The organism is Mycobacterium szulgai (assembly GCF_002116635.1).
In the GTDB taxonomy this organism is placed as follows: domain Bacteria; phylum Actinomycetota; class Actinomycetes; order Mycobacteriales; family Mycobacteriaceae; genus Mycobacterium; species Mycobacterium szulgai.
Genome location: NZ_LQPW01000165.1, coordinates 183,497 through 197,786, shown reverse-complemented (window position 1 = coordinate 197,786; position 14,290 = coordinate 183,497). Strand labels below are relative to the sequence as shown.

10 protein-coding genes are annotated in these 14,290 nt (G+C 67.4%); 6 read left to right on the top strand and 4 right to left on the bottom strand.

Annotated elements, in window-relative coordinates:
- Window positions 1–171: 171 nt before the first annotated feature.
- Both AWC27_RS25775 and AWC27_RS25770 read right to left on the bottom strand, forming a co-directional pair.
- Window positions 172–1,683 carry a hypothetical protein gene (locus tag AWC27_RS25775; protein ID WP_085673213.1) on the bottom strand — a complete coding sequence of 504 codons (1,512 nt, stop codon included), beginning with the start codon at window positions 1,681–1,683 and terminating at the stop codon, window positions 172–174.
- The gene (locus AWC27_RS25770; protein ID WP_085673215.1) at window positions 1,680–2,702 is read right to left on the bottom strand and encodes a hypothetical protein; all 1,023 of its coding nucleotides are present in this window, start codon (window positions 2,700–2,702) and stop codon (window positions 1,680–1,682) included. Before AWC27_RS25770 ends, AWC27_RS25775 begins: the two co-directional genes overlap by 4 nt.
- An 88-nt stretch (window positions 2,703–2,790) precedes the next feature.
- On the opposite strand from AWC27_RS25770, the gene trmB reads away from it, so the two are divergent.
- The 3 genes from trmB to mmpL3 are packed head-to-tail and all read left to right on the top strand — an operon-like array spanning window position 2,791 to window position 7,122.
- Entirely contained in the window at window positions 2,791–3,570 is a 780-nt protein-coding gene (gene trmB, locus AWC27_RS25765) for a tRNA (guanosine(46)-N7)-methyltransferase TrmB (RefSeq protein ID WP_085673162.1), read from the top strand.
- Entirely contained in the window at window positions 3,567–4,274 is a 708-nt protein-coding gene (locus AWC27_RS25760; RefSeq protein WP_085673160.1) for an NYN domain-containing protein, read from the top strand. The genes trmB and AWC27_RS25760 overlap by 4 nt, the downstream gene beginning before the upstream one ends.
- Before the next feature lie 58 nt (window positions 4,275–4,332).
- Window positions 4,333–7,122: a trehalose monomycolate exporter MmpL3 gene (gene mmpL3 / locus AWC27_RS25755; RefSeq protein ID WP_085673158.1), complete on the top strand. Its 2,790-nt coding sequence runs from the start codon at window positions 4,333–4,335 to the stop codon at window positions 7,120–7,122.
- A 517-nt stretch (window positions 7,123–7,639) separates the two neighbouring features.
- On the opposite strand, the gene AWC27_RS25750 is transcribed toward mmpL3, so the two are convergent.
- Window positions 7,640–8,770, bottom strand: coding sequence for an AI-2E family transporter (locus AWC27_RS25750; protein ID WP_085673156.1), 1,131 nt, complete (start codon window positions 8,768–8,770; stop codon window positions 7,640–7,642).
- Window positions 8,771–8,886: 116 nt separating this feature from the next.
- Between AWC27_RS25750 and AWC27_RS25745 the strand changes: the two genes are divergently transcribed.
- Complete coding sequence (locus AWC27_RS25745) at window positions 8,887–10,077, top strand: lysylphosphatidylglycerol synthase transmembrane domain-containing protein (RefSeq protein WP_085673211.1); 1,191 nt, start codon at window positions 8,887–8,889, stop codon at window positions 10,075–10,077.
- A 1-nt stretch (window position 10,078) separates the two neighbouring features.
- Here AWC27_RS25745 and AWC27_RS25740 read toward each other — a convergent pair whose 3' ends face one another.
- On the bottom strand, window positions 10,079–10,582 hold the full coding sequence (locus AWC27_RS25740; RefSeq protein ID WP_085673154.1) for a hemophore: 504 nt from the start codon (window positions 10,580–10,582) through the stop codon (window positions 10,079–10,081).
- Between the two features lie 219 nt (window positions 10,583–10,801).
- Here AWC27_RS25740 and AWC27_RS25735 point away from each other — a divergent pair, with 219 nt between their 5' ends.
- Both AWC27_RS25735 and AWC27_RS25730 read left to right on the top strand, forming a co-directional pair.
- Complete coding sequence (locus AWC27_RS25735) at window positions 10,802–13,726, top strand: MMPL family transporter (protein WP_085673152.1); 2,925 nt, start codon at window positions 10,802–10,804, stop codon at window positions 13,724–13,726.
- A complete protein-coding gene (locus tag AWC27_RS25730; RefSeq protein WP_085673150.1) occupies window positions 13,723–14,220 on the top strand; it encodes a helix-turn-helix domain-containing protein in 498 nt (165 codons plus the stop codon). Before AWC27_RS25735 ends, AWC27_RS25730 begins: the two co-directional genes overlap by 4 nt.
- Window positions 14,221–14,290 lie beyond the last annotated feature (70 nt).

Here is a 14,290-nt window from a genome sequence, read left to right as displayed (position 1 = left end):
GTTATCGGCTTGTCTGATTGCGTGTAGTCGTTCGTGCATTTGCTAGCACTGCTTATCATCACGGCTAGCGCTTATATACAGGTTATCGCGCATCACTTGTCGTGTAAGGCCTGCAGGGGTATAAGCCTGCTCACAGGACCGATTCAGAAGATGCGGAAAAGTCAGAAACTGCTACCATTCGCGCCCCTCGAAACCCGATCCGTTGGTTTTGCCGTCGAGGCTGTGTATACCCGGTTGCCCCAGTTCTGCACGTACCGCGTCCAGCGCGGCCCGGATGGTCGGCATTTCCCGGTCCCGCAGCGCCGCGGCCCGGGCCGCCGCAATCGCATGCTCGCGCAATTCGCTGTCGATGACGCTGACCTGATCGGCCACCCGGGCGTTCTCGGCTTCGTCGCGGGCACTGAGTGCGGTGCTCAGCAGCGACTCGGTGGCCAGCACCTGACCGGCCACCAGCGCCTCGAGTACCGAGCGCAACGACCCCGCCACATCGCCAGTCCAGCGGTCCAGCAAAGCACGGTCATGCAGTAGTGCACGAGTGCTCACCACCCACACCGCCGCGCCGAGTCCGACCGCCACGCACGCCACGACCACCGCCACCGTCAGCCCGGGCGCCCAGCGGGGCACCAGGCCCGCCGCGAGCCGGCTCAGTGTCAGCGCGACACCCAGTCCGAACCCAGCGCCCAGCAGCATCGTCAGCCGTGTCTCCAGCCGCCGCGATTTCAGCGGCGGGGCGCTGATCGGGACCGTCGGCAGGTTGTCCAGCAGCGGCGGCTCCACCGGCACACCCATCACCTGCGCTACGTCGTCCAGCTGCGCGGCGGTTGCCTCGGCCACCTCGGCGACCACTTCCTGTACCCGGGCGCGGGTGTGGGCCTCGAACCCGGCCATGTCGCGCCGGGGCAGCCCGGCGATGTCCTCCTGCAAGTCGGTACGAACCGACGAACAACGGTTGCGTACAAGGTAGGACAGCCCGACGCGCGCCTGCTGGATCTGGCCGCGCAAGGTGATGCTGAGCTCCGACTTCGACTGGCGGCGTTCCCGCAGGGCCGCGCTGCGTTCTGCGCGCAAGGCCTCCACCCGGGCCCCGCGTCCGGCGCCCGCGGCGTCGCGGTCGAATCGCTGAGCGACCTTCTGCAGCCGGGATTCCCACGCGCGCAACCTGTTTCGCCGGGCAATGTCGGAGTTGGCAAGCTGTCTCCGGACAATCCCGCCCAGCTCGTCGACGACCGGCTCGCCCACCTCAGGTGCGGCCGCCACACCCACCCAGGGCACCTGTATGTAGCGGGGCGCGTATGCGGCCAGCCGGTCGCGGTTGGCGGTCACCGCCTCGCGCCAGTTGAGGTGCACGTCGATCTTGGCCACCACCGCCACCACCACGTCGGTGTGCTCGGCGGCGGCATCCAGTAGCGCGCAGTCGGATTCGGTCAGGGCGGCCGCCGCGGACACCACGAACACCACCGCCATCGGCGCATCACCGGTGCCCAGCTCCGGCGCCTCTATGAAGACCTGATCGGGCAGCCGCTCGCGCAGCGCGGCGGCCACACTGCTGACGCCGGCCAGCCACGGACCGGCTACCAGCACCACCTCACGGCGGTTGATGGCCGGCGCATCCAGTCGTGGGCCGATCGCGGCCACCAACGCGTCCACCTGGGCGGCCGGATCATCGCGGGCCGCGCCGATCACAATGTCTCCCCCGCCGCCGGCCATAGCCGCAGCGATCCGCGCGCGATATCGGTCCCACAGGCCCGGTGCAGGTCGCTCACCGGCCCGCGAGCGTAACGCTGCCAGCGCACCGCCCGCTGCAGCGGCGCGGCCGGTCCCAGTTCCAGCCCGCTGGACGCCAGCACGTCAGCGGCATCAGCCATCCTGGCGACGACGGTGTTGTCGCAGGACGAAAAGGCGTCGATCCCGGGGAGCGAAACGGCCAGGGCTTCCAGCTCGGCGACCGCACGCAGCACGCGGCGGTACCGCGCCTCAGCGCCGGCGGCAAGCACTGCGGCAACGACGGCGTCGACACCGCTGGCCCGCCACAGCAGCGCCGCGACCTGGGCGCGCGAAACGCCGCGGCGCACCGCCGCCACACCGAGCGCGATGCCGAACAGGTCGAGGGTCTCCAGCAGGCGCAGCCGCGCCTGGGCCGGCACCGGAAGCCGGGCCATCAAAAAGCTGTCGTAGCCGCCGTCAAGGCAGGCAGCGCCGGCCGGGTGGACGGCCAGGCCGGCCAGCACCGCCCAGGCAGCCTCGTCGAGCACGGCCACGGCCAGCAACCCGATCATGGGCAGCACCGGTCTGGCGACCAGGTCGGAGAGCCGCGCACAGCGGGCCCCCGCCGCCGCGATCGGCCCGCCCGCCGCGAACCCACACAGGTCGGCCTTGTTCAGCACCACCACCACGGGCGCCCCGATATCGCGCAGGGCATCGCGGTCCTCGGGTTTGACCACCTCCGCGGTGACATACAGCACCACCTCCGCCCGGTTCGCCGAGCGCACCTCGATGTCCGGTGCGGCGTCCACCGCGCGCGCCACGGTGGCCCGACCCACCCCGTCGCGGCCCTGCACAGACACCCGCAAGGGCGCCGCGGCTCGCTCGGAAATGGCCTTTACCCGCAGGTCATCGGTAGCGGCAGCGAATCGTGCCAGCTCCTCGACGAAAATGTGCTGCCCCCGTTCCGTGCAAGTCGTGCCCCCACCGAATGGTGACATCTGCGCCGCCCGGACGCGAGCCACCGCTACCAGCCGAAGGCAACTGTTGGGTATCAATCTGGACCACGGGCGGCTACACCAGCGGTTCATGAGCCACCATGGACGAATGCATGCGCAACCCGGGGTGGGGGTACGTCCCGACGCACGGGTGGAATCCGAAGACGGCGGTCAGGACAGCGCATGGGGCTATCTGCCCGCCACCAGCTTTCGGTCGCGACGTTCCGCGCTCTCGAATGCCCAGCGCCAGACCTGGGAGCGACGCTGGCCGGAGCTCGGCATGGAGGCGTCATCGCGGGATGCCCCCCTGGACACCCGGGCCTGGTTCGGCCGGGACGCGCCGCTGGTGCTGGAGATCGGCTGCGGCAGCGGCACGTCGACACTCGCGATGGCCAAGGCCGAACCGGATATAGACGTGATCGCGGTGGAAATCTACCGGCGCGGGCTGGCGCAGCTGCTGAGCGCGATCGACAGTGAGAATGTGGACAACATCCGGTTGATCCGCGGCAACGGGGTCGACGTGCTGCAGAATCTGATCGCCCCCGGTTCGTTGAGCGGCGTGCGCGTCTTCTTCCCCGATCCGTGGCCCAAGGCGCGCCACCACAAGCGCCGGCTGCTGCAGCCCGGCACGATTGCGTTGATCGCACACGGGCTGATCCCCGGAGGTGTCCTGCACGCCGCTACCGACCATGCCGGTTATGCCGAGCACATCGCCGAGGTCGGCGATGCCGAACCGAGCCTGGTTCGCATCGAGGCCGGCGCGCCGCCACTGCCCATCTCGGTGGCCCGCCCGATCACCAAGTACGAGTCCAAAGCCCAGGAGGCGGGCAGCACCGTCAATGAACTGTTATGGAAACGGCTGACTGAATGAGCCTGACCGAAGAAGTGGCCACACCGTCCGAACCGCTGGCCGGGCGGTCGCTGCCGCCAGTACTGACCGGCTTCGCGCCGCCAATCGGTCGGGTCCTGCTGGTATGGGACGCCCCCAATCTGGACATGGGCCTCGGATCGATCCTGGGCCGTCGGCCGACAGCGCTGGAGCGACCCCGCTTTGACGCCCTGGGCCGCTGGGTGCTGGCCCGCACCGCCGAGGTCTCGGCCAGCCGGCCCGGCGTCTCGATCGAGCCCGAGGCCACCGTCTTCACCAACATCGCACCCGGCAGTGCCGAGGTGGTCCGGCCCTGGGTGGACGCGCTGCGCAACGTCGGCTTCGCCGTCTTCGCCAAACCGAAGATCGACGACGACAGCGACGTCGACCGCGACATGCTGGCGCACATCGACCAGCGCTATCACGAGGGACTTGCGGCGCTGGTGGTGGCGTCGGCCGACGGTCAAGCGTTCCGTCAGCCGCTGGAGGAGATCGCCCGCGGCGGAACGCCAGTTCAAGTGCTCGGATTTCGTGAACACGCCAGTTGGGCGCTAGCGTCGGATACCTTGGAGTTCGTCGACCTGGAAGATATCGCAGGTGTTTTCCGGGAGCCGCTCCCGCGGATCGGCCTTGATTCGCTACCTGAGCAGGGAGCTTGGCTGCAGCCGTTCCGGCCGCTGTCCTCGCTGTTGACCTCGCGTGGTTGATAACCGACGGACGAAAATCGAAAAGCGCGGGTCGCTAACGATCCAGTAAGGAGCTTACGTGTTCGCCTGGTGGGGTCGAACTGTGTACCGCTACCGGTTCATCGTAATCGGGGTCATGGTGGCACTGTGCCTTGGCGGCGGCATTTTCGGGTTGAGCCTGGGTAAGCACGTCACGCAAAGCGGTTTTTACGACGACGGCAGCCAATCGGTGAAGGCCTCGGTGCTGGGCGACCAAGTTTACGGCCGCGACCGGACCGGCCATATCGTCGCGATCTTCCACGCCCCGGACGGCAAGACGGTCAACGATCCGGCGTGGTCGAAGAAGATCACCGACGAGCTCAACAAGTTTGTGCAGGACCACCCCAACCAGGTGCTGGGCTGGGCCGGTTACCTACGCGCGCCGGACTCGACAAGCTCGGTCATCAAGGGCATGGCCACCGACGACAAGAAGTACACGTTCGTCTCCATCCCGCTCAAGGGTGACGACGACGACACCATCCTGAACAACTACAAAGACATCGCGCCATCGCTGCAGAAGCTGGACGGCGGCACCATCCAGCTCGCCGGTCTCGAGCCGGTGGCCGAGGCCTTGACCGGCACCATCGCCACCGACCAGCGACGGATGGAGGTGCTGGCGCTGCCGCTGGTGGCCATTGTGCTGTTCCTGGTGTTCGGCGGCGCCGTCGCGGCCTGCCTCCCGGTCATGGTGGGTGGCTTGAGCATCGCGGGCGCCCTGGGCATCCTGCGGTTGATCGCGATGTTCGGGCCGGTGCACTTCTTCGCTCAGCCCGTGGTCTCGCTGATCGGTCTCGGCATCGCGGTGGACTACGGGCTTTTCGTGGTGAGCCGGTTCCGGGAGGAGATCGCCGAGGGCTACGACACCGAAACCGCGGTTAGACGCACGGTCATGACCGCCGGCCGGACGGTCGCCTTCTCGGCGGTGCTGATCATCGCGTCGGGCGCGAGCCTGCTGATGCTGCCGCAGGGCTTCGTGAAATCGCTGACCTATGCGCTGATCGCGGCCGTCGGGCTGGCCGCCCTACTGTCGATCACCCTGCTGCCGGCCTGTCTGGCCGTGCTGGGCCGCCATGTGGACGCGCTCGGTGTGCGGACTGCGTTCCGGGTACCGTTCCTGCGCAATTGGAAGGTGTCCAGGGCTTACCTGAACTGGCTCGCCGACCGGCTGCAGAAGACCAAGACCCGCGAAGAGGTCGAGGCCGGTTTCTGGGGCAAGCTGGTCAACTGGGTCATGCGGCGGCCACTGGTCTTCGCCATCCCGATCGTCATCGGCATGATCCTGCTGGTCATCCCGCTGTTCAACCTGTCGCTGGGCGGCATGAGCGAGAAGTATCTGCCACCCAACAATGCAGTGCGCCAGTCGCAGGAGCACTTCGATCAGCTCTTCCCCGGCTATCGCACCAACCCGCTGACGCTGGTCATCCAGTCGACCAACCATCAGCCCGTCACCGACCAGCAGATCGCCGACGTCCGCAGCAAGGCCATGACGATCAGCGGGTTCATCGAGCCGGACAACAACCCCGCCGATATGTGGCAGGAGCGCTCCCAAGCGCCGGGTGGATCGAAGGATCCGTCGGTGCGCGTGCTGCAGAACGGACTGGTCAATCCCGGCGACGCGTCCAAGAAACTCGCCGAGCTACGCGCCATCACCCCGCCCAAGGGCATCGAGGTATACGTCGGCGGGACGCCGGCCCTGGAACAGGATTCGATTCATAGCCTGTTCGACAACATGCCGGCGATGCTGGTCATCCTGCTCACCGCGACCACGCTGTTGATGTTCCTGGCCTTCGGTTCGGTGGTGCTGCCGATCAAGGCCGCGGTGATGAGCGCGCTGACCCTCGGATCCACTATGGGCATCTTGACGTGGATATTCGTCGACGGGCATGGCTCCGGGATCCTGAACTTCACCGCGACACCACTGACCGCGCCGGTCATCGCGCTGGTGGTGGCGGTCGGCTACGGCCTGGCCACCGACTATGAGGTGTTCCTGGTCTCCCGAATGGTCGAGGCTCGGGAGAACGGCATGTCGACGCAGGAAGCGATCCGGATCGGGACGGCAACCACCGGCCGGCTGATCACCGCGGCCGCGCTGGTGCTGGCCGTGGTCGCGGGTTCGTTCGTGTTCTCCGACCTGGTGATGATGAAGTATCTGGCGTTCGGGTTGATGGCGGCTCTGCTGCTGGACGCCACCGTGGTCCGCATGTTCCTGGTGCCCTCGGTGATGAAACTGCTCGGCGATGACTGCTGGTGGGCACCACGCTGGATGCGACGGCTACAGACCCGCATCGGGCTGGGCGAGATCCGGCTGCCCGACGAGCGCAAGCGACCGGCAAGCACGACGCGGCCTCCCGTCACCGCGGGGCTGGTCGCGGCAAGCCCGCGGCCACCACACGACCCGACTCACCCAGCCGCTCTCGAGGCACCGCGTCAGACGCGTACCGCCGAGCGGCCCGAGGGCGTGCCCTCGCTCAACGGGCCGTCCAGCGCCAAGACCGCCGCGATACCGACGCGGTCCAATGAGCCCAGCGAGCCGCCCACCACGCGCCTGCAAACTCGGCCGTCGCCGCCGTCGGCGGGCCAGACCCGTGCCATGCCGGTGCCCGGGGAGGCAAAGGGCGACCCGGCCGACAAGGACAAGACCGCCGCTATACCGGTCATGCGGGCAGACGCCAACGACTCCGATGCGGCCACCGAGAAGCTGAACGCCCGCGGGCAGGACGACAAGGGCGGGGGCTCTGATAATGGCACCGACAACACCCGCGGCCGCCGCCGCGGTGGCGGCGGCGGGCTCAGCGCCCAGGACCTGCTGCGCCGCGAGGGACGGATCTAGTTCTAGCGCCCTTCGTGTGTGCTCTGACGGCTTCGAGTGTGCATTGACGGCTTCGAGTGTGCATTGACGGCTTCGTATGTGCTCTGACGGCTTCGAGTGTGCGTCCAGGGTGGCGATTCCGCGATTTCACCGCCCACGATTCCCACTCGAAACCGTCAGTTCACGCTCGACGCACGAGCACTCACAGCTTCGTGCGTGCACTTACGGCTTCGACTGTGCTCCGGCGGCTTCGCGTGCACTGACGGCTTCGAATGTGCGCTAGCGGCTTCGTGTGTGCTCTGACGGCTTCGTGTGTGGCTCCAGGGTCGCGATTCCGCGATTCCACCGCCAACGATTCCCACTCGAAGCCCCCGGTTCACGCTCGACGCGCCAGCACTGACGGCTTCGAATGTGCGCTAGCGGCTTCGTGTGTGCGTCCAGGGTCGCGATTCCGCGATTCCGCGATTCCGCCGCCAACGATTCCCACTCGAAGCCCCCGGTTCACGCTCGATGCTCGAGCCGGACCAGGACAAGCGACTCAGCCGTCGGGATCGTCGGGTTCGGCCGCCACGATGACGCCCTCCTCCTCCGTCTGCTCCTCGGACTCGGCCTCGGGATCTCGGGCCAGCAACACCTGCATCGCATTGTTGAGGAACGCGACGGTCGGGACGGCCAGCAAGGCGCCGACGATGCCGGCGAGCACACCGCCGGTGGAGATTGCCAACACCACCGCCAGCGGGTGGATCGAGACGGCCCGGCCCATCACCAACGGCTGCAGCAAATGCGCTTCCATTTGATTGACCGCGATCAGCAAACCGAGGGTAATCAGCGCATAGACCAGCCCCTTGGCCAGCAGGGCAACCACCACCGCCAGCAGCCCGGACACCAGCGCACCGATCAGCGGGATGAATGCGCCGAGGAACACGATCGAGGCCAGCGGCAGCGCCAGCGGTATCCCCATGATCGCCAGCCCGGTGCCGACGCCGATCGCGTCCGTGAGCGCCACCAGGAACGTGGCCCGCACGTAGCCGATCAGTGACCCGTAGCCGGCCCGCCCCGCCTCGAGCACCCGGTCGCGTACGTGCACGGGGACGAGCTTGGCGACGTACTGCCAGATATTGCGGCCGCCGTACAAGAAGAAAATCAGCGTGAACAGCACCAACACCGCGGCTGTGACGAGTTCGGTGATGGTGGCCGCGGTAGACAGCGCGCCGCTGGTCAGCTTGGCCTGATTATTGCGCAGCGCCTCGATCGCCGCGTTGCCCGCATTCTCGATCTGCTCGCTGCGCAGGTGCGCCGGGCCTTGGATGAGCCAGCGGCGGCTGGAGTCGATGCTGTGCTCGACCTGCTTCACCAGATCCGGCAAGCCGGCGATGAATTGGATGATGACGAACGCCAGCAGGCCACCCAGAACCGAGAACCCGCCCAAAATCACCAGCGTGACCGCGGCCCCGCGGGGCAGCCCTTTGCGGTCCAGCCAGTCCACCACAGGTACCAGCAATGCACTGATCATCATCGCCAGCAACACTGGCACGACAATGACTTCCAGCTTCTTGATCACCCACAACAGCGCAACCACGGCGCCGAGAATGACCAGCAATCGCCACGACCAGGCCGCGGTCCGGCGAACAAGTGGCGTAACCGAGGCATCGTCGAGACTTGTCGACATCCGGCAAGCGTAGCTGGATGCATGCCGCCACGATCCGGTTACGATCCCGGACCGAGCCCGACACAGTCCGCGACGTGCGGCGATACCCGCGTCACCTGCACCGTTACCCTATTCAGATGTCGCACGGCGCCTCCGCCCGCAAAGGGCTTGCCCAGCGCGAAGAGGTTTCGCGCGGCAAGTACTGGTGGCTGCGCTGGGCGGTCCTGGCGATCGTCGCGATCGTTCTCGGCGTCGAGGTGGCGCTGGTGTGGGACCAGCTGGCCAAGGCCTGGATGAGCGTGTATCAGGCCAACTGGTGGTGGCTGGTCGCCGCGATGGCCGCGGCGGCGGCGTCGATGCACAGCTTCGCGCAGATCCAGCGCACGCTGTTGAAGTCGGCCGGGGTGCACGTCAAACAACTGCGCTCGGAAGCCGCCTTCTATGCGGCGAACTCACTGAGCACCACGTTGCCGGGCGGGCCGGTGCTCTCGGCGACCTTCCTGTTGCGCCAGCAACGCATCTGGGGTGCCTCGTCGGTGGTGGCGTCTTGGCAGCTGGTGATGTCGGGGCTACTGCAGGCGGTGGGCCTGGCGGTGCTTGGGCTGGGCGGCGCATTTCTACTGGGCGCCAAGAACAACCCGTTCTCGTTACTGTTCACCCTGGGTGGGTTCATCGCACTTTTGCTGCTGGCCCAGGCGGTGGCGTCGCGGCCGGAGCTCATCGAGGGAATCGGCACCAGGGTGCTGTCCTGGGTCAACTCGATCCGCGGCAGGCCGGCCGACGCCGGGCTGGACAAGTGGCGCGAAATCCTCATGCAGCTCGAGTCGGTGAGCCTGAGCCGGCGCGACCTGGGGGTGGCGTTCAGTTGGTCGTTGTTCAACTGGGTCGCCGACGTCGCATGCCTGGCCTGCGCGGCCTATGCCGCCGGCGACCACGCCTCGCTGGCCGGATTGACGGTGGCCTACGCCGCCGCCCGCGCGGTCGGCACTATTCCGCTGATGCCGGGCGGGCTGCTGGTCGTCGAGGCGGTGCTGGTGCCCGGGCTGGTCTCGAGCGGCATGGCGTTGCCCAATGCCATCTCAGCGATGCTGATCTACCGCCTGATCAGCTGGCTGTTCATCGCCGCCATCGGCTGGGTGGTGTTCTTCTTCATGTTCCGCACCGAGAAAGTCGGCTCGGCCAGCGACGATGACCCGCCCACCGACCCGGAACTGCGGCTACCCATCCAGCAGACCGGGCTTTCCGACGACCCGGCCGAAACCGCCTTGCAAGGGCCGTTACCGCCGCCCGATCGCCGGCCGTACAACGACCACCCGCAACACCGATAACTCAGCCGGCGCGCTTTGCCGGTGCCGGGCCCGGAATCGGCGCCGTCGCGGCCGGCGGACTCAGCTGGGTGCCGCCGCCGGTAACGCCCGGCAGGCCCCCTGCACCCTGGGCCGCCTGCGCCAGCCCGAGCGCCTGCGGAAGGGTGATCGGCAGCTTGCACCGGCCCGACAGGGTCGTCAGCGGCTGCGAAAGTCCTTGCAGATCGCTGGCAACTTTGGGGTGGGTGTCGAAGTAGCTCTTCAGTGAGCCGAGCGATTGCGGGCCCGCGGGCTGCTGCAGGACAGTGGTCATCGCTTGATTGGTCTCGGGATGGGCGTCCAAGTAGTCGCCGGTCTGCTTGGCTACCGACCCCGCGGTCCTGGCGACTTCACTGGCCGCACAAGGGTCGGTGGCACTTTGGGCCGACGGAGTGCCCGACGGCAGCGACAGCCAGATTCCCGGCAGCGCCCCGGCGATCAGTGCCGCAATCAGTCCGCGATGCACGGTGGTGACGGTCGGCTTCATGCACTAATCCCCTTCGAACCCATTTGATTCCCCCCGGAACGGATGGCGCAGCGCCACCTAAGGCCAAGGATGATCCTGCCATAGCGCCCGCCGGGCGCCGAATCGTTGCAGCTCAGCAACCTTGAACCCGACATCATCCACAGCTCGCTGCGGTAGGCTCGCAGCACGCAGTGCGCGAGAAATCGCGAGAAATACGGGGAGTTCGACATCCAGCTTTTCATGATGCGCCTGAGCCGCAACCTGCGCAGATTCCGCTGGTTCGTGTTCGCCGGCTGGCTGCTCACGTTGGTGCCGGCCATCTATCTGGCGATGACGCAGTCGGGGAATCTCACCGGCGGCGGCTTCGAGGTGGCCGGCTCCCAGTCGATATTCGTGCACGACGAACTCCTCGCCCAATACCCCGAGCTCGGCGCGTCCTCGCTGGCGCTGGTGGCCGCCCCGCGCGCCGATGCCAGCTACCAGGACATGAACGACGCGGTCGCCCAGTTGCGCCAGATCGCCGGCGAGTTCCCCGGTGTCAGCGAGTCCCCCAACCCCAGCCAGCGGCCGCCGCAGCCGGACCGGCCGTATGTCGTGTCGCTACGGCTGGACGCCCACAACACAGGCACCAGCGACGTCGCCAAAAAGCTGCGGGAAAAAGTCGGTGTCAAGGGCGATCGGTCCGGCCAGACCGCCAACGGCCACGTGCGGCTCTACGTCATCGGGCAGGGCGCGCTGACCGCCGCCGCGGCGGCCAACACCAAACACGACATCGCCGCCGCCGAACGCTGGAACCTGCCGATCATCCTGATCGTGCTGCTCGCGGTGTTCGGTTCACTGGCCGCCGCGGCGATCCCGCTGACGCTGGGCATCTGCACCGTCGTGGTGACCATGGGCCTGGTCTTCCTGCTGTCCACGTACACCACCATGTCGGTATTCGTGACATCGACGGTGTCGATGTTCGGTATCGCGCTGGCGGTGGACTACTCGCTGTTCATCCTGATGCGCTTTCGTGAGGAGCTGCGCTCCGGCCGCCAGCCCGCCGAGGCGGTGGACGCCGCGATGGCCACCTCGGGGCTGGCGGTAGTGCTGTCCGGCATGACCGTCATCGCGTCGCTGACCGGGATCTACCTGATCAATACCCCGGCGCTGAAGTCAATGGCTACCGGCGCGATCCTGGCGGTCACGGTCGCGATGCTGACGTCGGCCACGCTGACGCCGGCGGTGCTGGCGACGTTCGGCCGCGCGGCCGCCAAACGGTCGGCGCTGCTGCATTGGTCGCGACGCCCGGAAAGCACCGTGTCGCGGTTCTGGACCCGCTGGGTCGGCTGGGTGATGCGACGGCCATGGATGTCGGCGCTGGCGGCATCGGCCGTTTTGATCCTGATGGCGGCTCCGGCGACGTCGATGGTGCTGGGCAACAGCTTGCTGCGCCAGTTTGACTCGTCGCACGAGATCCGCGCCGGAGTGGCGGCCGCATCCCAGGCGCTCGGGCCCGGCTCCCTGGGTCCGGTTCAGGTGCTGGTCACGTTCCCGGACCGAACCGCTTCCGAGCACGCCCAGACCATCGCCGCCATCCGTCAGCAAATGACACAGGCGCCCGACATCGCCTCGGTGGCACCACCGGAATTCGCCGACGACAACAGCAGCGCCCTGCTCAGCGCGGTATTGACCGTCGATCCCGAGGATATGGGTGCGCGCCACACGTTGGATTGGATGCGTAGCCAGCTACCCAAAGTCCCCGACATCGATCTCCACGGTTCGGCGCACGTATACGTCGGCGGCTCGACCGCGCTGATTAAGGACTTCGACGACCGGGTGTCGGCGACCGAGCCGCTAGTGCTGGTGTTCGTGGCCGCGATTGCGTTTCTCATGCTGCTGATCTCGGTGCACTCGGTCTTGCTGGCGTTCAAGGGCGTACTGATGACGCTGCTGTCGGTGGCCGCCGCCTACGGCAGTCTGGTGATGATCTTCCAGTGGGGCTGGGGCGAGCGGCTGGGCTTCCCGCACCTGACTTCGATCGACAGCACAGTGCCCCCGCTGGTGCTGGCGATGACGTTCGGGTTATCGATGGACTACGAGATCTTCCTGCTCACCCGAATCCGCGAACGCTTCCTGCAGACGGGCCACACCCGCGACGCCGTTGCCTACGGCGTAAGCACCAGCGCGCGCACCATCACCAGCGCCGCACTGATCATGATCGCAGTGTTCTGCGGCTTCGCGTTCGCCGGAATGCCGCTGGTCGCCGAGATCGGCGTGGCCTGCGCGGTGGCGATCGCCGTCGACGCCACCATCGTGCGGCTGGTCCTGGTGCCCGCGCTGATGGCGATGTTCGCCAAGTGGAACTGGTGGCTGCCGGGCTGGTTGGGACGCGTGTTGCCGTCGGTGGACTTCGACCGGCCGCTGCCCGAGGTCGACCTGGGCGGCGTGGTCGTCATCCCCGAGGACATCACCGCCGCGATCGCGCCCAGCGCGGACCTGCGCATGGTGATCAAGTCTGCGGCCAAGCTCAAACACCTTGCGCCCGATGCCATTTGCGTGACCGACCCGCTTGCCTTCACCGGTTGCGGCCGCGCCGACAAGGAGCCCGAACCCGTCGCCGACGAAACCGCGGCGCTCGCCGCGCCCGCCACGAAGATCGGTCTCGCCTACCGCAACGGCCTGGCCCGGGCGATGTCGTGGGCCGATCGCCCGGTGCATCCGGTCACCGTGTGGCGCGGGCGGCTCTCGGTGGCACTCGATGCCCTGGAAACCAACGGGACGGCCCGCGGCACGTACAAGCGGCGCAGTCCGGTGGAGACCACCAATGTCCAATTGCCCACCGGCGACCGGCTGCAAATCCCCACCGGCGCCGAAACACTGCGGCTCAAGGGCTACCTGATCATGTGCCGTAACAGTAGCCGCGACTTTGCCGAATTTGCTGACATGGTCGACGCGATGGAACCCGAGACCGCGGCGGTGGTGCTGGCCGGAATGGATAGGTATTACTGTTGTCAACCGCCCAGACGGCAATGGATGGCCACCCAATTGGTGCGTCGGCTGGCCGATCCGAACCCCGCTGACCTCGACGAGGAAGGGGTCGAGGCGGAAGGCAAGGCAAACTGGGAGGACGTCAGGCAACGCTGCCTGTCGGTGGCCGTGGCAATGCTGGAGGAGGCGAGGTGACGTTGGCAGCAGACCGACGCGCCGCACCGCGGCAGCAACGCCCCGACCCGCCGGGCGGGCCCGACCTGGACCAGCCGGTGGAATTCTGGCCCACCGCGGCCATCCGCTCGGCCCTGGAAGGCGGCGACATCGCCACCTGGAAGCGCATCGCGGCCGCGCTCAAACGCGATCCCTACGGGCGCACCGCGCGCCAGGTGGAAGAGGTCCTCGATGGCGCGCGGTACGGCATCTCCAAGGCATTGTGGGAAGTGCTGGACCGCGCGCGCACGCACCTGGAAGCCAACGAACGTGCCGAGGTGGCCCGCCACGTCAAGCTGCTGATGGATCGGTCCGGGCTGGGGCAGCAGGAATTCGCGTCCCGCATCGGGGTCGCCGCCCAAGATCTGGCCGCCTACCTAGACGGCAGCGTCAGCCCGTCGGCCTCGTTGATGATCCGGATGCGTCGGTTGTCGGACCGGTTCGTTCGAGTGAAGAACACCCGCGCTGCAAATTAGACGCCCGCATCGTCGCTAGCTGGACCCGATGGCGCCGCTCCTCAGCGGGCCGGTGGCGCCGCTCCTCAGC

Excerpts from the sequence above, each read along its gene's own strand:
- AWC27_RS25770 (WP_085673215.1), bottom strand. The coding sequence starts at position 2,702 with ATGTCACCATTCGGTGGGGGCACGACTTGCACGGAACGGGGGCAGCAC.
- trmB (WP_085673162.1), top strand. The coding sequence starts at position 2,791 with ATGAGCCACCATGGACGAATGCATGCGCAACCCGGGGTGGGGGTACGT.
- AWC27_RS25760 (WP_085673160.1), top strand. The coding sequence starts at position 3,567 with ATGAGCCTGACCGAAGAAGTGGCCACACCGTCCGAACCGCTGGCCGGG.
- AWC27_RS25750 (WP_085673156.1), bottom strand. The coding sequence starts at position 8,770 with ATGTCGACAAGTCTCGACGATGCCTCGGTTACGCCACTTGTTCGCCGG.
- AWC27_RS25745 (WP_085673211.1), top strand. The coding sequence starts at position 8,887 with ATGTCGCACGGCGCCTCCGCCCGCAAAGGGCTTGCCCAGCGCGAAGAG.
- AWC27_RS25740 (WP_085673154.1), bottom strand. The coding sequence starts at position 10,582 with ATGAAGCCGACCGTCACCACCGTGCATCGCGGACTGATTGCGGCACTG.
- AWC27_RS25735 (WP_085673152.1), top strand. The coding sequence starts at position 10,802 with ATGATGCGCCTGAGCCGCAACCTGCGCAGATTCCGCTGGTTCGTGTTC.